Consider the following 19,924-nt stretch of genomic DNA (forward strand, 5'->3'; position numbering starts at 1 on the left):
GCAATGAGCCAGCCTGTTTCCGTTCTCCTCATCGACGATGACAAGGATCTGCGTCGCGCCACTGCGCAGACGCTGGAACTCGCGGGCTTTGCCGTCTCCGCTTTCGCTGATCCGCGCGAGGCACTTGGCGAACTGTCGGCCGCCTTCGACGGGGTGGTCGTCAGCGACATCCGCATGCCGCACATCGATGGGCTTCAGCTCTTTTCCAAGATCAAGGAGATGGATGCCGACCTGCCGGTCATCCTGATTACGGGTCACGGCGATATTCCGATGGCGGTGAGCGCCATTCAGGATGGTGTCTACGATTTCATCGCCAAGCCTTTCGCAGCCGACCGGCTGGTGCAGAGCGTGCGCCGTGCGGCCGAGAAACGCCGGCTGGTTATGGAAAACCGCGCGCTCAGGCAAGCCGCCGAAAGCGCTAATGACAGCTTGCCGCTGATCGGCCAGACGCCGGCGATGGAAAATCTGCGTCGTACCTTGCGCCATATCGCAGATACCGATGTCGACGTGCTGGTCGCAGGCGAGACCGGCAGCGGCAAGGAGGTTGTCGCGCAACTTCTGCATCAATGGAGCCGCCGGCGCGCCGGAAATTTCGTGGCGCTGAATTGCGGCGCGTTGCCTGAAACCGTGATCGAAAGCGAATTGTTCGGCCATGAGGCCGGCGCCTTCACCGGTGCGCAGAAAAAGCGCACTGGCCGCATCGAGCATGCCAGCGGCGGCACGCTTTTCCTAGACGAGATCGAGAGCATGCCAGTGGCAACGCAGGTGAAGATGCTTCGGGTGCTCGAAATGCGGGAGATCACGCCGCTCGGCACCAACGAAGTGCGTCCCATCGACCTGCGCGTTGTCGCAGCCGCCAAGATCGATCTCGGCGATCCCGGCCAACGCGGCGATTTTCGCGAAGACCTCTATTATCGCCTCAACGTGGTCACGCTTTCCATTCCCCCGCTCAGGGAGCGCCGCGAGGATATTCCGCTGCTCTTTTCCCACTTTCTTTCGCGTGCGGCCGAGCGCTTCCGCCGCGACGTGCCGGCCGTCAACGAAACCGTCCGTCGCCACCTTGCGGGGCATAGCTGGCCGGGCAATGTGCGCGAACTGGCACATTTTGCCGAGCGGGTCGCCTTGGGGCTCGAGGCGAATGGATCATCGGCGAGGGCCGATGAACCGGCTATGGGCAATCTTCCCGAAAAGATGGAGCGATATGAGGCCGCGATCATCCGCGAGGCGCTCGCCGAACATCAGGGCGATGTACGCCTCACCATCGAAGCGCTCGGCATCCCGCGCAAGACTTTTTACGACAAGCTGCAACGGCATGGCATCAGCCGGGCCGATTTCCGTGGAGGATAGGGCCTGTTTCTGTGAAGGGAGCTGTAACTTGAAACCAATGGGATTTTGCCCTATGTTTTGCACGAGAAATATGTCGAACTATATGGCAAAGTGAATTCCATGGGCCAGGCGCTTAAAATAGCTCTCGAGAACGAGCCGCTGGTTCTGTCCTATATGGACAGGGCCGGGAAAATCGCCATCGAGCAGGTGGCCGATGGTTTCGGCATGTCCAAAAGCCAGCTTGCCGAAACCGCCGGTTTGGCCCGGGAAACGCTCTATCGGGTGGCGCGCAGCCGGACTGCGAAGACGCAGGGGCGGTTGCGCGAAATGCTTGAGATCATCAGCAGAGTGGCGGATTGGGCCGGCGGCAAGGAACAGGCAATGGCCTGGTATCGCGCACAGCCGCTGCCGGCTTTTGGCGGGCGCACCGCCGAGGCCCTGGTCAAGGATGGCAAGGCCAGTGCCGTTCGGGATTATCTCGACCATATGGCCGTTGGTGGTTTTGCTTGAGGTTCATCGGAACCTGTTACCGGGCGCATGATCCGCGCTGGGCATTCAAACCGACATCGGGAGAGGGAGCGGCGATAAGAGGCGCGCGCTTCAACTCTAAAGGCATGCCTGCGCTATATCTTGGCTTGAGCGTCATGACGGCGGTTAAAGAGGCCAATCAGGGTTTTGCCCATCGTATCGACCCCTGCGTGCTGTGCTCCTACGAAATCGATTGCGAAGACATAGCGGACCTGACTGCGGAGCAGGGGCGGGAAGAGTTCTCGGTCACCAAGGGTGACATGGCCTGCGCATGGGCCACAGTGCTCGCGGAGGGCAGCCGCCCGGTCTCCTGGTCGATCCATGACCGGCTTTCAACCTTAGGCATTGCCGGTATTCTCGTGCCGAGCTTCGCGCCCGGCGCCGAGGCGGAAGACCGCAATCTCGTGCTCTGGAAATGGGGACCTGATCTTCCGCACAAGGTCGCGGTATTCGATCCCAGCGGTCAGCTGCCGAAGGATCAGCTGTCCTGGCGCTGAATGGTTACCCGAGCACGCAAGACCGGGCCTTCCGATGACGTCCGCGACCGCCACAGCGACCAGCCGAGATTCATGCCGGCGGCTGCAATCAAGATTGCGGCGGCGCCGACGATCTGCAGCGGATGCAGCCGGTGGCCGAAGGCTATGACATCGACCAGGATGGCGACCACCGGGTAGATGAAGGACAGCGATCCTTGCAGATATGTCGGCAGCTTCTGGATGGCGCCATACATCAGGATATACATCAGCCCGGTATGAACGACGCCGAGCGTCACCAGCATGCTCCAGCTCCAGGTATCGGTTGGAAGGACCGAGAGATTAGCGAAAGGTGCGAGCATGACGATGCCGACGCAGACCTGGATGAGTGCGATCAGGTGGGGCGGCGTGCCGGCGAGTTTTTTGGTGATGATCGCGGCAACCGCCCAGAAGAAGGCAGCACCAAGCGCCATGACGATCCCGATGAAATAGTCGGTGCCGGCATAGCCGGCGTCCGGCTTGGTCTGGATTATGAGCAACATGCCGGCAAAGGCGATCCCGAGCCAGGCGAGCTTTGTCAGGGTTACGCGTTCGGAGAAGAAAAGCGCGCCGAAGCCGACCAGCATGAAGGGCTGCGTGTTGTAGACCGCGGTGGCAATCGAAATCGAGGCACGGGAAAACGAGCTGAAGAGCAGCAGCCAATTGATGACGATGGCCGCACCCCCGAGCGCGGCGATGCCGACGACGCGAAGCGTGAGCCTGCCCCGCAGCAGTCCAAGGGCCGCGCAGACGATCAGCAGCGTTGCCGCGCCGAAGGCACAGCGCCAGAACACGACGTCCAGCACCGGCTGCCCCGACATGACCACGAACCAACCGATCGTTCCCAAAATGGCCATTGCTGCGGTCATCTCGACCGTGCCGCGCATCTTTTCGTCCATGATCGCCTCCTGAACTATTCAGGAGCTGAGAATCTCATAGTTGGACGGCGTTCTCCATGATTTCTGAAAGGCAATAGACTAGTAAGGCCTAATTATGTAAGGTCATGGGCAAGCTTCACGAGGAAATGTAAAATGCTCGACGATATCGACCGGCGCCTCCTCGAGATCCTGATCAACGACGCACGGATTTCGCTGAAAGAGCTGGCCGCGCAGGTCGGCCTGTCTTCGCCAAGCGTTTCCGAACGCATGCGACGGCTGGAGGAGCGTGGTGTCATTCGCGGCTTCACGGTCGAGATCGACCCGAAGGCTCTCGGCTATCAATTGCAGGCGATCGTGCGCATCCGGCCTCTGCCCGGCAAGCTGCATATTGTCCAGAAGCTGATCGAGGACATGCCGGAATTCGGCGAATGTGACAAGGTGACGGGCGACGACTGTTTCGTGGCTCGTCTCTATGTCAGCTCGATCGATCGGCTCGACGGTATTCTCGACCGTATTGCCGACAAGGCCGAGACGAGCACGGCCATCGTAAAGTCCAAGCCGATTGAGCGCCGCCCGCCGCCGCTTTCCCTGTCGTAATGCCGTCTCGCCCTATTTGTGAATAGGATCGATCCACATCACTTCCTCCGGTGCCTCTACCGGTTCAATGTCGAGGTTCACCACCACGGGATCCTGGCCGGAACGAACAAGGACGCATTCCAGCGTCTCGTCGCGGCTGGCATTAATTTCCTGATGCGGGACATAGGGCGGCACAAAAATGAAATCGCCAGGCCCGGCCTCGGCTACATATTCGAGGTTGTTGCCCCAGCGCATACGGGCCTTTCCCTTCACCACATAGATGATGCTTTCGAGATCCCCGTGATGATGCGCGCCTGTCTTGGCGTTGGCGTGAATGGTCACCGTACCTGCCCAGATCTTTTCGGCGCCCGCGCGCGCTTTGCTGATCGCGGTTGCGCGGTTCATGCCGGGCGTCTGCGCGGTGTTGGGATCGAGCGAGTTTCCGGGGATGACCTTGACGCCATTGTCGCGCCAGTCGTGCTCGGCGTGATGGTGGTCATGGTCATCGCCGTGATGATGGTGGTGGCCGTCATGGTCGTGATCTTGCGTCAAAATTGTCTCGCTTGTCCTGTCTGTGGTCTTGTGGCCTTAGGCGGCGGCGCGGGCCTCGATCGCTTTCACTGCATCGATAACATCGGTTGGCTCCGTGCGCACCAGCCAGTCCGGGCTGACATCGGCGAAGCGCACCGTACTGCTGCGGTCGATAACGATTGTGGCCGGCATCGGCAGTTCCCATGTGCCGGTTCCCGTCACGTCGCCGATCGGGTTGCCGCTTTCGATCGCAGAGCGACGCGAAGGTTCATCATAGGAATAGAGAGTTCCAAACCGGCGCGCCAATGTGTTGTCCGCATCGGTTGCGATCAGGAAATCGAGCTTGTGCCGCTCCTTGATCTCGCGCAGCCGTTCCGGCACCTGCGGGCTCACGCCGACAAGGGTCGCGCCTAGCCGTTTCAGCTCGGGTGCGAGATAAGAATTATAATACGGCAGCGCGATGTTGCAGGCTGGGCAGCCGGCAAAACGGAAGAAGATCAAGACCACCGGCCCTTTCTTCAACAACGCGTCGAGCCTGACTTCCTCACCATCGACCTCGGCCAGGGTGAAGGGCTCGACGGCGTCACCCTCCTTGATGAAGGCCGAACGGTCGGCCGTGTCGACGAGAAGGCGGCGCTGGTCGACATTGATCTTCAGCTTGTCGGCCGGCATCGTCAAAGCCCGCTTGGACTGGAATTCGGCAAGGGTTTCGTTGAGCGAAAGAGCAGTGGACATTGTCGGCTCCGTTTTCCGGTGAGGGCTGCTGAGGTGGCGAAAGAATGGGACGGCAGCGAGTCCCGTTCAGGATAGAGACCGGGATTCAGCCGACGAGAGAAAAAATTGCGCTGATGGTGGCGCATTGCGAAGATTCCTCCATTCAGGCGGCCACCGGTGGTCTGCTTTCCCCAGGGCTGCCATCTCGCCATTTATGTCGCGGTTTCCTCCGTGCCGCCGTTCGTCAGACATGATTTTTCTAATGTTGAGCCGAGATTCGAAACGCTGACCGTTCCCAACATCCTAATTCTATAAATATTGTAGACATTACTGCGCGACGACAAGGCCATTTTGGCTGGAGCGCCGCGGAAGACGGAAAATTCATCGGAAATCAATGCGGAAGGGCATATCATGGCACGCGGCAATCTGGTCGGTTTCGTCGGCAACTTCAGCCGTCCTTCCAAATCCTACGCGTTGGTCGAAGCGGTGGCCAACCTTGCCGAGGAGCGTTACGGCCTTACGCCTCTTCTGCACGACCTTACAAGCGTCGGCCCGTCACTCGGCACTGCCCGCAGCTACAAGGATCTCGATGAAACCGGGCGGCAGGTGGTGCAGGATATTATCGCCGCTGACGCGCTCATCGTCGGAACGCCGACCTACAAGGGCAGCTATACCGGCCTGTTCAAGCATCTGATCGACCTGATCGATCCGCTCGCCCTGCAGGGCAAACCGGTCATCCTGACCGCGACTGGCGGAGGCGAGCGCCACGCACTCATCGTCGAGCATCAGCTTCGCCCGCTCTTCGGTTTCTTCATGGCGCATACATTGCCGAGCGCCGTCTATGCCGCTGACCGCGACTTTGCCGACTACCGGCTTGTCTCCGATCCGATCCGCCGCCGCGTCGAGCAGGCGGTTGCAGAACTCGGGGCTTTCTTCCCAAGCGCTCAACTGGCCGTGGCGGCGGAATGATGGCGGCACGGTCAGCAGGAGTTTTTCGCCAATGACCGTCACACCGCTCCGCACCCGCAGCCTGACAGCTGTTGAAGATTCCGTAACGGTTGCAGCCGAGCTTGGCAGGGTCTTTGCCAGAACAGCAGGCGACCACGATGCGGGGGCCAGCTTTCCGCACGAAAACATCAGGCTCCTTCACGAAGCCGGGCTGACCGCTCTCACCGCACCGGTGGAGTTCGGCGGCGGTGGAGCCGGTCTCCATGAAGCCGCCGAGGTCATCCGGGAAATCGCCCGCGGCGAGCCGTCGACGGCGCTGATCCTGATCATGCAATACATCAATCTCGCTACCTTGCCGAAGGGGCGCTGGCCCGAACATCTCGTGCGCCAGGTCATCGGTGACGCGGTCAGCAAGGGCGCGCTGATCAATGCTTTCCGCGTCGAACCGGAACTCGGCACGCCCATCCGGGGCGGACTGCCGGCAACCACGGCGAAGCGCACGGCGGATGGCTGGTCGATCAGCGGCCACAAAATCTACTCGACAGGGGCTGCGGGTCTGACCTGGGCGATCATCTGGGCCAGAACTGATGAACTGGAGCCGCGCGTCGGTGCTTTCCTGGTGCCTGCCAATGCGCCGGGACTGCGGATTGAAAAAACCTGGAATCCGCTTGGCATGCGGGCAACGGCAAGCGACGATGCCATCCTCGAGAACGTCGAGGTGCCGCTTGGTCATGCTGTCGACATCCGCTTTCCATCCGAATGGGACAGCCGCGGAGAAGGGCAGGCAGCCTGGTTCGGCGTGCTGCCCGGAGCGCTCTATACCGGCGTAGCCGAAGCTGCACGCGATTGGCTGGTCGGTTTCCTGAAAGCGCGCGTGCCGACCAATCTCGGCCAACCATTGGCCACGGTGCCGCGCATCCAGCAGGCGGTCGGCGAAATAGAAGAACTCATCACTGTCAATCGTCGCCTGGTCGCTTCGGCAACACGCGACATCGACGAAGGCCGTCCCTTCACCCAGACGGAAGCCGGCCTGATCAAGGTCGTCACCACGGAAAACGCCATCACAGCTGTGGAGAAGGCGCTGAAGCTCACCGGCAACCACGGCATTTCACGCAGCAATCCGCTCGAGCGGCACCATCGCGACGTGCTCTGCGGCCGCATTCACAGCCCGCAGGAAGACACGGTGCGCATCGGCGCCGGCAAAGCTGCCCTCGGCATTTGATCAATAAGTATCAAGGAGCTCCCCCATGCCTGTCGAATTCATCGGATACATCGGAAATCACAATGCTTCGGAAACCATAGCCCGCTCCGGTCCGATCATCGACCGCAGCCATATCGCGGCGGCTGCCGCGATCCATGAGAATGGCGGTTTCGACCGGGTGTTGCTTGCGTTCCATTCGACATCGCCGGAGAGCATCCTTGTCAGCCAATACGTGGCAAGCCTCACCCGCCGGCTCAAGCTGATGATTGCGCATCGTCCGGGCTTCACCGCGCCGACGCTTGCCGCGCGTCAGCTTGCCACGCTCGACCACCTGACCGACGGCCGCATCGCCGTCCATATCATCACCGGCGGCAACGATCAGGAGCTGGCGCAGGATGGCGATCGGCTGACGAAGGACGAGCGTTACGCCCGCACGAACGAATATCTCGACATCGTGCGCAAGGAATGGACCAGCGAAAAACCGTTCGACTATGATGGCAAATATTATCAGGTAGCTGGTGCCTTCTCCGAGGTCAGGCCGCAGGGGCCGGAAGGCGTGCCGATCTATTTCGGCGGCTCATCGGACGCGGCGATCGCAGTCGCGGGCAGGCACGCTGACATCTATGCCTTCTGGGGCGAAACCCAGGCGCAGGCCGCCGACACGATTAATCGGATCCGTGCCGCCGCCAAGCCCTATGGCCGTTCGCCGCGTTTCAGCCTTTCGCTTCGTCCTATCCTGGCGGAAACGGAAGAAGCGGCGTGGGCCAAGGCCGAGCGCATCCTGGCGCGGGCAAAGGCCCTGCGCGCCGGCGCCGGCGAAAGGCTCATCAACGTCAATGTCCGCGACGGCTCGCAGCAGCCGGCCAATGAAGGCTCGCGACGCCTGCTGGATGCGGCCGCGCAAGGCGCGCGCCTAGACAAGCGACTCTGGACCGAGATCGCCGCACTCACCGGCGCAAGCGGCAACTCGACATCGCTGGTCGGCACGCCTGATCAGGTCGCCGAAGCGCTGCTCGACTACTACGATCTCGGCGTCACCACCTTCCTCATTCGCGGCTTCGATCCGCTCGAGGATGCGTTTCAGTACGGTCGCGATCTTATCCCCCGAGTTCGGCAACTCGTCGCAGAGCGGGACAATGCCGTGCCGCGCGTCGAAGCTGCCGAATAACGGCCACACCGCCATCCGCCCTGCCAATTTCTGAACAACACGACCGGAGAATGATGATGAACTGGATCGCAAAGAAATCCCTTTTGGCTGAAAGTGCTTCCCTCATTGGGGGTCTGGACCGCCGTGCCTTCCTGAAGACCGCCGGCGCGTTCGGTCTTGCAGCACCGCTCGGCGCATTTTCGGTCGGCAATCTCGCCGCGCAGACGGCCGCCGCACCTGTGGGCGAGCTGAAGAAGATCAAATTCGCCACCAATGCCTCGGCGATCTGCCTCGCGCCGGTCTTCGTGGCGGTCGAGCAGGGCATCTTCAAGAAGTATGGCCTCGATGTCGAACTGGTCAATTTCGGTGCTTCAACCGAGGCGCTGTTGGAGGCCATCGCCACCGGCAAGGCGGATGGCGGCGTCGGCATGGCGCTGCGCTGGTTGAAAGCGCTCGAACAGGGTTTCGACGTCAAGATCACCGCCGGCACGCATGGCGGCTGCTCCCGCCTCGTGGCGCTGAAATCGGCCGGCATCACCGATCTGAAGCAGCTCAAGGGCAAGACGATCGGCATTTCTGATCTCGCCAGCCCCGGCAAGAACTTCTTCTCGATCCTGCTGCACAAGGAAGGGTTGGACCCGATCGGCGATGTCGAATGGCGCCAGTATCCTGGCGAGCTTCTGCAGCTGGCGGCCGAGAAGGGCGAAATCGACGCCATCGCCGATGGCGATCCCAAGGCCTATTTCTGGCTGCAGGATCCGAAATACACCCAGATCGCCTCCAACCTCGATCACGGTTTTGAGAACCGCGTCTGCTGCATCGTCGGCCTGCGCGGCAGCTTGATCCGCGACGACCTGCCGACTGCCTCGGCACTCACCCGCGCGCTTCTGGAAGCGCAGGATCTCACCGTGGCCAAGCCCGAGCTGGCGGCAAAGGCATTCCTGCCGAATGCGCCGAAGGACAAGACCGTCGAGCAACTGGTCGGTGTTCTGCTCGACCAGACCCACGGCCACAACCCGACCGGGGCGGATCTGCGCCAGGAAATCGCGCTCTACGCCCAGGAATTGCGCGACGTCCAGGTGTTCAAGCAGTCCACCGACCCGCAGCAATTCGCCGATCGCGTCTATGCCGACGTGCTAACCGCATAAGGAGATGCTGCGATGACATCAATCGATCCGGCATTTTCCGAGCGCGCCGCGGCTCCAGTTCAGGAAGGTAATCAGGCAAGGGCCGGCATATGGCTTGTCGGATTGACGGCAACGGCGAGCTGGATCGGCGTTGCCGCGCTGATCGAGCTGTGGCCCGAGATCATTCCGCAGCCCTATGGCCGCGAACTGGCGATCATTGCGCTTGCGATCGCGCTGGCAGTGGCAGTCGTCGCAGCCACGGGCAAGCTGCTTGGCCCGGTCGCCAGCACTGTGCGCTATTATGGGCCATGGTTCATTGCCGCTGCCGCGCTGATGGCCGCTTGGGAAGTGGTCACCGCAAAGACAGGTTTGCTTCCGGTGCCGTTCTTCTCCTCACCGCAGAGCATTCTCGAAGTCTTCTTCGACGACTGGGCGCGGCTCGCCGAGAGTGTCTATCATTCGGTACTTTTGCTGGCGAAGGGCTATTTCTTCGGCGCGCTTGCCGGCTTCCTGACAGGCGTCACCATCGGCTGGTCGCGGGTGGCGAGCTATTGGGTTCATCCGGTGCTCCGGCTGATCGGGCCACTGCCGGCCACCGCCTGGCTGCCGCTTGCCTTCTTCCTGTTCCCGACCAGCGGCTCGGCCAGTGTCTTCCTGATCGCTCTTGCCACTGCCTTTCCGGTGACGATCCTCACCTGGTCCGGTATCGCCAGCGTCAACCGGGATTACTATGACATCGCCCGGACGCTTGGCGCAAAACCTTCCTTCCTGATCCTGAAGGTGGCGATCCCTGCTGCACTTCCGCATGTCTTCGTCGGGCTGTTCATGGGCCTCGGCACGTCCTTTGCCGTGCTTGTCATTGCCGAGATGCTCGGCGTGAAGGCCGGGCTAGGCTGGTACCTGCAATGGGCCCAGGGCTGGGCCGCCTACGCCAACATGTATGCGGCACTGCTGGTGATGGCGCTGATGTGCTCCGGGCTGATCACCATTCTGTTCCGCGTGCGCGATTGGTCGCTCTCCTGGCAGAAAGGACTTGTCAGATGGTAGCGCTGACGGTGGAAGCGCCGGCTGCCTATGCCGCAGCTGGCCAGAGGATAGATATCGAGAAAGTATCCCATCAGTTCGAGCTGGAGGGCGAACCGCTCCCCGTCCTCGACGAGGTCGGCTTCTCGGTCGAGCCTGGTTCTTTCGTGGCGCTCCTCGGCCCCTCGGGCTGCGGCAAGTCCACGCTGCTCAGGCTGCTTGCGGGGCTCGACCATCCGACCGAAGGCGCGCTCAAGGTTGATGGAGCGGTCGTTGGCGATCCCGACCCGTCCCGCATCCTGGTCTTCCAGGACCCCACGCTGTTTCCCTGGCGGACGGTTTGGGACAATGTAGCCCTCGGCCTGGAGGCGCAGGGCATCCTGAAAAGCTCGCGCCACCGTGTCGACAAGGCCATCGAACTGGTGGGGCTTGGCGGCTTCGACAAGGCCTATCCGCACCAGCTTTCCGGCGGCATGGCCCAGCGCGTCGCGCTTGCCCGCGCGCTGGTCAACGAGCCGCGCCTGCTGCTGCTCGACGAACCGCTCGGCAAGCTCGATTCACTCACCCGCCTGACCATGCAGACCGAACTGGTGAAGCTGTGGCAGGAAGCCGGGCTGACTGCGGTTCTGGTCACCCACGATGTCGAGGAAGCGCTGTTCCTCACCCAGCGCGTGCTGATCTTCGGGCCGCGTCCGGCCCGCATCGTCGCCGACCTTACGGTCGATCTTCCCTATCCGCGCCACCGCGGCGACCCGCGCCTGGCAGAACTGCGCCGCGAAGCGCTTGGCCATCTCGGCCTTGCTGCGACGTGGTGATCCCCAATTTCCGGAGCCGACATGACACCGAAACCCAAACTCCTGCCGGGCTTGATACTTGGCCTTTCAACACTGATGGCCTGGCCGGCAAGCGCTCATGTCACCTTCGAGAACAAGGAGGTGAAGGCCGGCGGCACGGTAAAGTTCGTGCTGCGCATACCGCATGGCTGCGCCGGTTCGCCGACGACCGCGGTGCGTGTCTCCATACCCGAGGAACTGTCCGAGGTAAGGCCGCAGCCCAAACCCGGCTGGACGCTCGACATCAGCAAGGTCGAGCCTCAGGGCGACGGTGCACCTGCGGCCGCACACACATCGCACGGCGATGACGAAGAGGCACTGATCAAGGAAATTTCCTGGAGCGGCGGCCGGCTCGAAGCGGCGCACTATGACGAGTTCGCCTTCCGGGCAAAGGTCTCGGCCGACGCTGATGCAGGTAAGCTCTTCGTGCCGATCGTCCAGCAATGCGAGACGGGCGTCGAGCGCTGGATCGAGATTCCGCCGGCCGGCGGCTCCTCGGATGCGCTCAAATTTCCCGCACCTTCGGTGAAGGTCTTGCCAGGATCGTGAAGCGGCTTGGCCTGCTGTGGGTTCGGCTGGCGGCAGCACTTTTCGCTGTCGCCATTTCCTTAGCGGGCGCTGTCGCGCCTGCGCTGGCGCATGCGCAGCTTGTCACAGCTGATCCTGTCGATGGCGCTGTGCTGGCGGAAGCGCCGAAGCACCTGACCCTGACTTTTTCAGAGCCGGTCCGGCCGCTTGTCGCGCGGCTCATCCATCCCAACGGACGCACCGAGATCCTTGCCGACATCGGCGAAAAGGGCGCTGCCATCGTGCTCGCCTTGCCGGGCGGTCTCGAACAGGGAACGCATATCCTGTCATGGCGTGTGGCCTCGTCGGACGGGCATCCGATCGGTGGCGGCCTGCTCTTTTCGATCGGCTCACCAAGCGCGGTCGCCCCTGCCGATGCTGCGCAATCCGATCTGCCAGTTCGGATAGGACTCTGGACGGCGCGGCTCTTGCTGCTGGCTGGACTTGTCTTCGGGGTGGGTGGCGTTACCGCCATGTCGTGGCTGGCAGGCACGGAGCCAATGCCCGGCAGACGCTTTGTCACGCTGGCGTTGCTCGTCGGCCTCTGTGCTGCTCCTGGAATGATCGCTTTTCAGGGCCTCGACGCATTGGCTGAACCTCTGACGGGCATCCTGAAGCCGGAAGTCTGGCAGGCCGGGCTGTGGGCGACAAGTTACGGCATGGCAACTCTTATGGCAGCGGCGGCACTGCTTCTTGGCTACGGCGCGGTGCAACCGGGCAGACAATTATTCTTCGGGCGTTTGTGCACCATTGTCGCGCTGGCGCTGCTCGGCGCGGCGGTTGCGGCCAGCGGCCATGCCTCCGCCGCGCCACCCCACTGGTTGACGGTACCGGCAGTCTTTTTCCACGCGGTCGCGGTCGTGCTTTGGCTGGGTGCGCTGGTGCCGCTTGGCTTCGTCCTTGCGCGCCGCGATGCTGCGGTTGCGCTGAAGCGGTTTTCTACTGCGATCCCGGCTGTCATTGCCGTGCTGCTTGTCAGCGGCGGCATTATCGCGATCGTGCAGGTTAGAGCCATCGCCGCGCTATGGCAGACGAACTACGGGCTGGTCCTGCTGGTGAAACTCGCACTCGTCGCCGGCATGTTCCTGCTCGCTGTGTTCAACCGCTACGCACTTACGGCACCCGCAGCGGCGGGGGATGGGAATGCGAGCCTTCGCTTGAGACGCAGTATCACCGCCGAGATCGTGCTCGGGACCGCGGTTCTGGCAGTCCTCGGCCTATGGCGCTTCACGCCACCGCCGCGCTCGATTGCCGAAAATCCAGCGCTCTATGAAGTCCAGGAAGTCCGCGCTGCGAAGGACGGTGTGACCGCACTGCTGACCATCCGCCCGCCTATCGTTGGCCCCGTCCGTGTCGAGGTTGGCGAACTTCTGCTCGACGGCAAGCCGTTCGAGCCGATGAGCGTCAATGTTGAACTCGACAAACCGTCCTATGGCATCGGGCCCTTCGCCCATGAGGCGCGTCGCATCAATACCGGCGCCTTTCACGCCGACGGTTTCGTGCTGCCTTTGGATGGTTTCTGGGTGGTGCGCGTAACCGTTCTGGTCTCGGATTTTCGCTCCGTGACGCTGATGGATGTCTTCGACGTCCGCAACGCTTCGCGATAACCGCACCGCCAATTCCGCACATCGAACAAGATGCCCGGCATCGAGGTGGAAAGAAGAATTGGAACCTCCCATAGGCGCAAAGTTCAGTAAGTCATGCCTAGTCTACTAATTTTGTAGAAATTAGCCTGATGACATTAGCTCGCTGATGAATGTGCGCCTCGGCGGCCCTGTCACGGAGTAGGTCATGACCCAGAAACGCCAACTGAAACTCGGCTTCATGCTTCACGGAGTAGGACAAGGCTGGGGCGACTGGCGTCATCCGGATGCGGACCCGACCGCAAGCACCAATTTCAGCTATTACAAGAAGCAGGCGCAGCTTGCCGAGGCTGCCAAATTCGACTTCCTGTTCGTGGCTGACAGCGTCTTCATCACCGAGAAGTCGAGCCCGCATTATCTCAACCGCTTCGAGCCACTGACCATCCTTTCCGCGCTGGCGGGCGCCACGTCGAATATCGGCCTGGTCGCGACCCTCACCGCCAGCTACAGCGAACCTTTCAATGTCGCCCGGCAATTCGCCTCGCTCGATCATATCAGTGGCGGCCGCGCCGGCTGGAACGTAGTGACGTCGTGGCTGGAAGGCAGTGCTGCCAATTACAGCAAGTCTGCTCATCTGGCGCATGACGTTCGCTACCGCCTGGCGGGCGAATATCTCGATGTGGTTCAGGGTCTCTGGGATTCATGGGAGGACGACGCGCTTGTCCACGACAAGCAGAGCGGTGTCTTCTTCGATCCGGCCAAGCTCCATGTGCTCAATCACCGGGGCGAGTTCTTCCAGGTCAAGGGTCCGCTGAACATTGCCCGCTCGTCTCAGGGCCAGCCGGTCATCTTTCAGGCCGGTGCTTCGGAGGATGGCAAGAATTTCGCCGCAAGCCGCGCCGACGCCATCTTCGCCGGCCACGAGAATTTTGAAGAGGCGGTGGCCTATTATCGCGACATCAAGAAGCGGGTGGCAGGCTTCGGCCGCGATCCGGACCAGCTTTTCGTTTTGCCCGGCATCCGGCCTGTCATCGGCTCGACGGAGGAAGAGGCGGAGCGCAAATATCAGGAATTTGCCGCCCTGACCTCCATCGAGAATGCGCTGTCGATGCTTGGCCGCCCGTTTAACGACTACGATTTCCTCGAGCACGACCTCGATGCACCGTTCCCGGATGTCAGCGCCCACGGTGCCAACAGCAACCAGAGCCATTCGAACAAGATTCTCGAGCTTGCGCGCCGCGAGAAACTGACCTTGCGCCAGACCGCGCTGCGCTTCGCGACGCCGCGAAGCGACTTCGTCGGCACGCCGGAACAGGTCGCAGACGCCTTCGAGCGCTGGCTGGAACGGCGCGCCGCGGACGGTTTCGTCTACAATGTTTCCTTACCGAAAGAGCTGGAAGTGTTCGCCGAGACGGTCGTGCCGATCCTGCAGCAGCGCGGTATCCATCGCAGCGAATATGCCTCGGACACCTTCCGCGGCAATCTCGGCATTCCCGTGCCGGCCAACCGTTATTCCAGGCAGGAACTGGTGGCAGCCGCCGAGTGATCTGCTCGGTCCAAATCCTCAACAAATAAACCGTCAGCCGAAAGCGAGCCCCGTCATGACAACCATTTCCCGCCGTCTCTTCAATTTCGCATTGGGTGGCCTTGCCGCCGCATCGCTGCTTGGCGCAGCGTCCGCAAGTTTCGCCGCCGAGGATCTGAGCAAGGTCGTGCTGCGTGTCGGCGACCAGACGGGTGCAACGCGCGCCAAGCTGGAAGCGGCCGGGCTTTTGAAGGATGTCCCCTACCAGATCGAATGGTCAGTCTACCCGGCAGCCGTTAACCTTCATGAGGCCCTGAAGGCGGATGCGGTCGATATCGGCCAGGCTGCCGACTCGCCGACGGTCAGCGCCATTGCCGGCGGCTCCAAGATCAAGGTCGTAGCAAACTTCTCCAATGGCGGCCTCGGCAGTTCGCTGATCGTACCGGCCGACAGCCCGATCAAGACCATCGAGGATCTGAAGGGCAAGACCATCTCGCCGACCACGCGCGGCAGCGTCGCCCATTACCTCACGCTCGGCGTGCTGAAGAGGGCGGGCCTCACTGCCAATGATGTCAAGCTCGCCTTCCTGACGCCAGCGGACGCAAGTGCTGCCTTCCAATCCGGCAGCATCGATGCGTGGGGAACCTGGGGCGTCTATCTGGCCCGCTCGGTTGGAACACTCAAGGCGAATGTGCTGATCGACGGCGTCGGCATCAACACCGGCAACTTTGTCCTGAGCGCCACCGACAACGCGCTCGCCAACCCCGGCAAAGTTGCTGCGATCGCCGATTTCGTCGCGCGTGTCGATCGCGGTTACGACTGGTCGCGTGAAAACAAGGACGCTTATGTCGACTTCTACGCCGGTTTTGCCAAGCAGGACCGCGAAACCGTGGATCTCATCTATCCGGCAGAAGCAGGCTACAAGCGCCAGCCGATAGACGACGCGTTCGTCGCGTCCCTGCAGAACGTCTTCGAGACCTGGAAGGAAGCCGGCGTGCTCACCGGCTCGCTCAATCTCGGCGACTATGTCTATCGCGATCTGGCGACCAACTGACGACTCGGGGGAATACCGATGAGTTCGATCGAAACCGTTGCCTCGCTCCCGCTGTGGCTGCGTGGTCGCAACAAGACTGCATCGGCGGCGCCTCGCTCTACCGGGCTGGCCCTGCAGAGGATAACGCCGGTCTCGTCTGCCGGCCATGGCGTTCCGCGCTGGGCAAGGCGCCTGTTGGGGCCACTCCTGCTCTTGCTTGCATGGCATCTCGCATCGGTCACCGGTGTGCTGCCCGGAGAAGTGTTGGCCGGTCCCTCCACGGTACTGTCGAGCGCAGCCAAGCTGATCGCCACGGGGGAATTGCAGGAAGCCATGCTGGTCTCGCTCCAGCGCGCTTTGACCGGCCTTGCCATCGGCGGCAGCATGGGTATCACGCTCGCCGTTGTCGCCGGCCTGTTTCGTTTGGGCGAGGATCTCGTCGACGCGCCGATGCAGATGATGCGCACGGTTCCCAATGTCGCGCTGATCCCGCTTCTGATCATCTGGTTCGGTATCGGCGAGGCGCCCAAGATAGCGCTCATCGCGCTCGGCACGGCATTTCCACTCTATCTCAACGTCTATGCCGGCATCCGCAATGTCGATTCGACGCTGGTAGAGGCCGGCCGGACGCTTGGTCTGTCGCGTGCGGCGATGATCCGTCATGTCGTGCTGCCCGGTGCGCTGCCCAGCGCCCTTGTTGGCCTGCGCTATTCGCTTGGTATTGCCTGGCTGGCTCTGGTGTTCGGCGAGCAGATCAATGCCACGGCGGGGATTGGCTATCTGATGGCCAATGCCCGCGAGTTCTTCCAGACCGATGTGATCGTCGTCTGCCTCGTTGTCTACGCATTTCTCGGTCTCGCCGTGGATTTCACGGTACGCACCCTCGAAAGGATTTTCCTGGCATGGCGACCAGCGTTCAGCGGAGCTTGAAGATTGTGGTTCCGGAAGCGCCGCCGCGCTTTTCTGGACAATCCGGGGTAACTGCGCCTGCGGTGCGCGTGCGTGGCCTGTCGCGGCGCTTCGGTGATCGGGAGGTGCTGAAGGATCTCGACGTCGATATCGCACCGGGGGAATTTGTTGCACTTCTGGGGGCAAGCGGCTGCGGCAAGAGCACACTTTTGCGCATTCTGGCCGATCTCGATCGCGAGATTGAAGGTGATGTCGAGGTGCCGGTACGCCGCGCCGTCGCTTTCCAGGCACCGCGCCTGATGCCGTGGAAAACGGTCTGGCGCAATGTTGTGCTCGGCCTGCCCGGACGGCCAGATCGCGCTAGGGCGCTTGCCGCTTTGGAAGAAGTCGGCATCAGCCACCGCGCCGACCAATGGCCGAAGGTGTTGTCGGGCGGCGAGGCCCAGCGCACATCGCTGGCGCGGGCACTGGTGCGGGAGCCCGACCTGTTGCTGCTGGACGAACCGTTCGCCGCACTGGACGCACTGACGCGCATTAAGGCGCAGGATCTCGTCGGTGAGCTGTGGCAACGACACGGCTGCGCCATACTGCTCGTCACCCACGATGTAGAAGAGGCCGTGCTTCTCGCCGATCGCGTGCTGGTCATGAAGGACGGCATCATTGCGCATGAGGAGCCGATCGACCTGCCACGCACGCGCGATGTGGCCGATCCCGATTTCGCCAGGATACGTGGCAGGCTGCTCGACTGGCTCGGTGTCCGTCACGGCAAACAGCACGATGCGTGATCGAGGATAGTTGTCGCAATGACCCGAACCACCGAAGAAACGTTGGAACTCAACGCTGATGTTTTGGTCATCGGCGGCGGCCTTGCCGGAACCTGGGCGGCCGCAGCCGCGCGGCGCGCCGGAGCGACGGTAATCCTTGCCGACAAAGGCTATTGCGGTACCAGCGGCGTCACAGCCACGGCGGGACCGGGTCATTGGTGGATACCGCCCGACCCGCCGGAACTTCGCGAGAACGCGATCGCCAACCGGCGCAAGACCGGCTTTGGCCTGAACGATGCGGGCTGGATGGCGCGCACGCTGGCGCTGACCTGGGAAAGCCTGCCAACGCTGGCCGGCTTCTACGACTTCTCGAAGGATGAAAGCGGTGCGGTTCAATACCGTGCGCTCCGCGGACCGGAATATATGCGCGCCCTGCGCCGACTTGTCGAAAGCCTTGGCATCACGGTCCTCGACCACAGTCCGGCATTGGAATTGCTGCAGCGTCCGGATGGCTCGGTTTCGGGTGCTCGTGGAATCCGGCGGCAGAGAGGTGGGGACTGGCAGGTGAATGCTGGCGCGGTCGTTCTGGCCACCGGCGGCACGTCCTTCCTGTCGCGGCTGCTCGGCTCTCATACCAATACCGGCGACGGCTACCTGATGGCGGCTGAGGCGGGCGCCGAGCTCTCCGGCATGGAGTTCACCACCTATCATACCGTCGCTCCGGTGCGCTCGACGATGACGCGCACCATGTCCTACGCATTCGCCACCTATTACGACGAGGATGGCGCGGTGATCCCGATGCCACCCGGTCCCGACACGATGCGACCACTGGCGCGGGCATTGCTGAAAGGAAAAGTGTTCTGCGATCTTTCGCGCACGTCCGAGGACATTCGCGCCCAGGTGCCGACGATCTCGCCGAATTTCATGTTGCCGTTCCGGCGTTGGGGCGTCGATCCCTATTGCGAGCGTTTTGAGGTGACCTTACACGGCGAGGGAACCATCCGCGGCATCGGTGGCCTTCGGGTCGTAAGCGATGACTGCGCGACCTCCGTTCCGGGTCTTTTTGCGGCAGGCGACACGGCGACGCGTGAACTTGTCGCCGGCGCGATTTCCGGTGGCGGAAACATCAATTCCGCCTGGGCCGTTTCGTCCGGTCAATGGGCTGGCAGAGGTGCTGCGCGGTTTTCGGCTAAAAATGGTTCGGCTTCAGGTGGCCGGCCGATCGGTCAGGCCAGCCTTCGTCCCGCCTCGGTTGAAAGGGACATCGATCTGCGCGCGACGCTGTCGGCCATCCAGGACGAAATGCTGTCTTACGACAAGAACATCTTTCGTAATGGCGGGACCTTGAATCGGTCAGGAGAATTGCTCGAGGATGTCTGGGCGGATGTCGATGCCCATGCCCGCGGCAGCGGCGATACGCGGCTCAAGGCGCGCGAGACTTCGGCGATGCTGGCAACGGCCCGCTGGTGCATCGCATCCGCGCTGGCACGCGACGAAAGCCGCGGCATGCATCAGCGCGAGGACAGGCCGGAGACCGATCCGCGCTTCAACCGCCGCATCCTTGTCGGCGGACTGGACAAGGTCTGGACCCAAAGCGACTACGGACGCGCTCTGGAACTTGCATCATGATCGAATTGGTCATTGCCGAACGCTGCACGGGCTGCAATGCATGCGTTGAGATCTGCCCGACCAATGTGCTGGCGCCGAGATTGAACGGCCCGCCTGAGATAGCGCACCAGCAGGATTGCCAGACCTGCTTCATGTGCGAACTCTATTGCCGCGAGGACGCGATCTATGTCGCACCCGACTGCGAAAACCCCACCGATGTCGATAAGGAAGAAATCGTTGCCTCCGGCTTGCTTGGCGAGTTCCGCCGCAATCACGGATGGGACGAATGGGCAGCCGATCCCCGCTACAGCAACGAGCATTGGCGGATGGAAAGCGTCTTCCTGCGGGCAAGGGATATCGCCATTGCGGAAGCCGCGGCGAAACGGAAAAACGAACAGCGATAGCGCCACTCGGCTCAGGCCCTTGCCCGGTAGACCCTCACCCACTCGTTGCGATGCGCCCCGTACCTCCGTCCGCGTATAAATTGGCATAGATATCGCGCAGCACGTTCTTCTGGACTTTGCCCATGGTGTTGCGCGGCAGGTCTTCGGTAAAAATGACGCGCTTGGGCTGCTTGTAGCGGGCGAGCCT

At 62.0% G+C, this 19,924-nt stretch carries 21 protein-coding genes; 18 read left to right on the plus strand and 3 right to left on the minus strand.

Going from position 1 to position 19,924, the window contains the following annotated elements:
* Positions 1–3: 3 nt before the first annotated feature.
* From BM413_RS25990 to BM413_RS26000, 3 genes are all read left to right on the plus strand, one after another.
* A complete protein-coding gene (locus tag BM413_RS25990) occupies positions 4–1,347 on the plus strand; it encodes a sigma-54-dependent transcriptional regulator (protein ID WP_091917763.1) in 1,344 nt (447 codons plus the stop codon).
* A gap of 99 nt (positions 1,348–1,446) precedes the next feature.
* Positions 1,447–1,836 (plus strand): MbcA/ParS/Xre antitoxin family protein, encoded by a 390-nt coding sequence (locus tag BM413_RS25995; protein WP_091917789.1) that lies wholly within the window; start codon positions 1,447–1,449, stop codon positions 1,834–1,836.
* The gene (locus BM413_RS26000) at positions 1,833–2,351 is read left to right on the plus strand and encodes an RES family NAD+ phosphorylase (protein ID WP_091917764.1); all 519 of its coding nucleotides are present in this window, start codon (positions 1,833–1,835) and stop codon (positions 2,349–2,351) included. The genes BM413_RS25995 and BM413_RS26000 overlap by 4 nt, the downstream gene beginning before the upstream one ends.
* Here BM413_RS26000 and BM413_RS26005 read toward each other — a convergent pair.
* Positions 2,333–3,265 carry a DMT family transporter gene (locus BM413_RS26005; RefSeq protein ID WP_091917765.1) on the minus strand — a complete coding sequence of 311 codons (933 nt, stop codon included), beginning with the start codon at positions 3,263–3,265 and terminating at the stop codon, positions 2,333–2,335. The two genes, BM413_RS26000 and BM413_RS26005, sit on opposite strands and share 19 nt — an antisense overlap.
* 132 nt (positions 3,266–3,397) lie before the next feature.
* Between BM413_RS26005 and BM413_RS26010 the strand changes: the two genes are divergently transcribed.
* A complete protein-coding gene (locus tag BM413_RS26010) occupies positions 3,398–3,841 on the plus strand; it encodes an Lrp/AsnC family transcriptional regulator (protein ID WP_091917766.1) in 444 nt (147 codons plus the stop codon).
* 12 nt (positions 3,842–3,853) lie between these two features.
* On the opposite strand, the gene BM413_RS26015 is transcribed toward BM413_RS26010, so the two are convergent.
* Both BM413_RS26015 and BM413_RS26020 read right to left on the minus strand, forming a co-directional pair.
* Positions 3,854–4,372, minus strand: a complete 519-nt coding sequence (locus BM413_RS26015) for a cupin domain-containing protein (RefSeq protein WP_091917767.1) — start codon at positions 4,370–4,372, stop codon at positions 3,854–3,856.
* A 36-nt stretch (positions 4,373–4,408) separates the two neighbouring features.
* On the minus strand, positions 4,409–5,086 hold the full coding sequence (locus BM413_RS26020; protein ID WP_091917768.1) for a peroxiredoxin-like family protein: 678 nt from the start codon (positions 5,084–5,086) through the stop codon (positions 4,409–4,411).
* A 390-nt stretch (positions 5,087–5,476) separates the two neighbouring features.
* Between BM413_RS26020 and msuE the strand changes: the two genes are divergently transcribed.
* The 14 genes from msuE to BM413_RS26090 all read left to right on the plus strand — a co-directional run bounded on the left by msuE (position 5,477) and on the right by BM413_RS26090 (position 19,737).
* On the plus strand, positions 5,477–6,034 hold the full coding sequence (gene msuE / locus BM413_RS26025; protein ID WP_091917769.1) for an FMN reductase: 558 nt from the start codon (positions 5,477–5,479) through the stop codon (positions 6,032–6,034).
* A gap of 31 nt (positions 6,035–6,065) precedes the next feature.
* Positions 6,066–7,235 carry an acyl-CoA dehydrogenase family protein gene (locus BM413_RS26030; RefSeq protein WP_091917770.1) on the plus strand — a complete coding sequence of 390 codons (1,170 nt, stop codon included), beginning with the start codon at positions 6,066–6,068 and terminating at the stop codon, positions 7,233–7,235.
* Positions 7,236–7,260: 25 nt separating this feature from the next.
* The gene (locus BM413_RS26035) at positions 7,261–8,382 is read left to right on the plus strand and encodes an LLM class flavin-dependent oxidoreductase (protein ID WP_091917771.1); all 1,122 of its coding nucleotides are present in this window, start codon (positions 7,261–7,263) and stop codon (positions 8,380–8,382) included.
* A gap of 56 nt (positions 8,383–8,438) precedes the next feature.
* Positions 8,439–9,509: an ABC transporter substrate-binding protein gene (locus tag BM413_RS26040; protein WP_091917772.1), complete on the plus strand. Its 1,071-nt coding sequence runs from the start codon at positions 8,439–8,441 to the stop codon at positions 9,507–9,509.
* Positions 9,510–9,521: 12 nt separating this feature from the next.
* Positions 9,522–10,535: an ABC transporter permease gene (locus BM413_RS26045; RefSeq protein ID WP_091917773.1), complete on the plus strand. Its 1,014-nt coding sequence runs from the start codon at positions 9,522–9,524 to the stop codon at positions 10,533–10,535.
* Positions 10,529–11,326, plus strand: a complete 798-nt coding sequence (locus BM413_RS26050) for an ABC transporter ATP-binding protein (RefSeq protein ID WP_091917774.1) — start codon at positions 10,529–10,531, stop codon at positions 11,324–11,326. The genes BM413_RS26045 and BM413_RS26050 overlap by 7 nt, the downstream gene beginning before the upstream one ends.
* 21 nt (positions 11,327–11,347) lie before the next feature.
* Complete coding sequence (locus BM413_RS26055; protein WP_244538029.1) at positions 11,348–11,893, plus strand: YcnI family copper-binding membrane protein; 546 nt, start codon at positions 11,348–11,350, stop codon at positions 11,891–11,893.
* Positions 11,890–13,518 carry a copper resistance CopC/CopD family protein gene (locus tag BM413_RS26060; protein ID WP_175544443.1) on the plus strand — a complete coding sequence of 543 codons (1,629 nt, stop codon included), beginning with the start codon at positions 11,890–11,892 and terminating at the stop codon, positions 13,516–13,518. Before BM413_RS26055 ends, BM413_RS26060 begins: the two co-directional genes overlap by 4 nt.
* 184 nt (positions 13,519–13,702) lie before the next feature.
* Positions 13,703–15,040, plus strand: a complete 1,338-nt coding sequence (locus tag BM413_RS26065; protein ID WP_091917776.1) for an LLM class flavin-dependent oxidoreductase — start codon at positions 13,703–13,705, stop codon at positions 15,038–15,040.
* 55 nt (positions 15,041–15,095) lie between these two features.
* Entirely contained in the window at positions 15,096–16,073 is a 978-nt protein-coding gene (locus BM413_RS26070; protein ID WP_091917777.1) for an ABC transporter substrate-binding protein, read from the plus strand.
* An 18-nt stretch (positions 16,074–16,091) separates the two neighbouring features.
* Positions 16,092–16,982 carry an ABC transporter permease subunit gene (locus tag BM413_RS26075; protein ID WP_091917778.1) on the plus strand — a complete coding sequence of 297 codons (891 nt, stop codon included), beginning with the start codon at positions 16,092–16,094 and terminating at the stop codon, positions 16,980–16,982.
* A complete protein-coding gene (locus BM413_RS26080; RefSeq protein WP_091917779.1) occupies positions 16,955–17,746 on the plus strand; it encodes an ABC transporter ATP-binding protein in 792 nt (263 codons plus the stop codon). The genes BM413_RS26075 and BM413_RS26080 overlap by 28 nt, the downstream gene beginning before the upstream one ends.
* Positions 17,747–17,764: 18 nt before the next feature.
* Complete coding sequence (locus BM413_RS26085) at positions 17,765–19,354, plus strand: FAD-binding protein (RefSeq protein ID WP_091917780.1); 1,590 nt, start codon at positions 17,765–17,767, stop codon at positions 19,352–19,354.
* Entirely contained in the window at positions 19,351–19,737 is a 387-nt protein-coding gene (locus BM413_RS26090) for a 4Fe-4S dicluster domain-containing protein (RefSeq protein WP_091917781.1), read from the plus strand. The genes BM413_RS26085 and BM413_RS26090 overlap by 4 nt, the downstream gene beginning before the upstream one ends.
* Positions 19,738–19,924 lie beyond the last annotated feature (187 nt).

The sequence above is a fragment of the Mesorhizobium sp. YR577 genome, assembly GCF_900116595.1.
Lineage (GTDB): Bacteria > Pseudomonadota > Alphaproteobacteria > Rhizobiales > Rhizobiaceae > Mesorhizobium_M.

What these genes read in the sequence shown, in the direction of transcription:
- BM413_RS25990 (WP_091917763.1), top strand. Translation starts at nt 4, where the DNA reads ATGAGCCAGCCTGTTTCCGTTCTCCTCATCGACGATGACAAGGATCTG.
- BM413_RS25995 (WP_091917789.1), top strand. Translation starts at nt 1,447, where the DNA reads ATGGGCCAGGCGCTTAAAATAGCTCTCGAGAACGAGCCGCTGGTTCTG.
- BM413_RS26005 (WP_091917765.1), bottom strand. Translation starts at nt 3,265, where the DNA reads ATGGACGAAAAGATGCGCGGCACGGTCGAGATGACCGCAGCAATGGCC.
- BM413_RS26010 (WP_091917766.1), top strand. Translation starts at nt 3,398, where the DNA reads ATGCTCGACGATATCGACCGGCGCCTCCTCGAGATCCTGATCAACGAC.
- BM413_RS26020 (WP_091917768.1), bottom strand. Translation starts at nt 5,086, where the DNA reads ATGTCCACTGCTCTTTCGCTCAACGAAACCCTTGCCGAATTCCAGTCC.
- msuE (WP_091917769.1), top strand. Translation starts at nt 5,477, where the DNA reads ATGGCACGCGGCAATCTGGTCGGTTTCGTCGGCAACTTCAGCCGTCCT.
- BM413_RS26030 (WP_091917770.1), top strand. Translation starts at nt 6,066, where the DNA reads ATGACCGTCACACCGCTCCGCACCCGCAGCCTGACAGCTGTTGAAGAT.
- BM413_RS26035 (WP_091917771.1), top strand. Translation starts at nt 7,261, where the DNA reads ATGCCTGTCGAATTCATCGGATACATCGGAAATCACAATGCTTCGGAA.
- BM413_RS26040 (WP_091917772.1), top strand. Translation starts at nt 8,439, where the DNA reads ATGAACTGGATCGCAAAGAAATCCCTTTTGGCTGAAAGTGCTTCCCTC.
- BM413_RS26045 (WP_091917773.1), top strand. Translation starts at nt 9,522, where the DNA reads ATGACATCAATCGATCCGGCATTTTCCGAGCGCGCCGCGGCTCCAGTT.
- BM413_RS26050 (WP_091917774.1), top strand. Translation starts at nt 10,529, where the DNA reads ATGGTAGCGCTGACGGTGGAAGCGCCGGCTGCCTATGCCGCAGCTGGC.
- BM413_RS26055 (WP_244538029.1), top strand. Translation starts at nt 11,348, where the DNA reads ATGACACCGAAACCCAAACTCCTGCCGGGCTTGATACTTGGCCTTTCA.
- BM413_RS26065 (WP_091917776.1), top strand. Translation starts at nt 13,703, where the DNA reads ATGACCCAGAAACGCCAACTGAAACTCGGCTTCATGCTTCACGGAGTA.
- BM413_RS26070 (WP_091917777.1), top strand. Translation starts at nt 15,096, where the DNA reads ATGACAACCATTTCCCGCCGTCTCTTCAATTTCGCATTGGGTGGCCTT.
- BM413_RS26075 (WP_091917778.1), top strand. Translation starts at nt 16,092, where the DNA reads ATGAGTTCGATCGAAACCGTTGCCTCGCTCCCGCTGTGGCTGCGTGGT.
- BM413_RS26080 (WP_091917779.1), top strand. Translation starts at nt 16,955, where the DNA reads ATGGCGACCAGCGTTCAGCGGAGCTTGAAGATTGTGGTTCCGGAAGCG.
- BM413_RS26085 (WP_091917780.1), top strand. Translation starts at nt 17,765, where the DNA reads ATGACCCGAACCACCGAAGAAACGTTGGAACTCAACGCTGATGTTTTG.
- BM413_RS26090 (WP_091917781.1), top strand. Translation starts at nt 19,351, where the DNA reads ATGATCGAATTGGTCATTGCCGAACGCTGCACGGGCTGCAATGCATGC.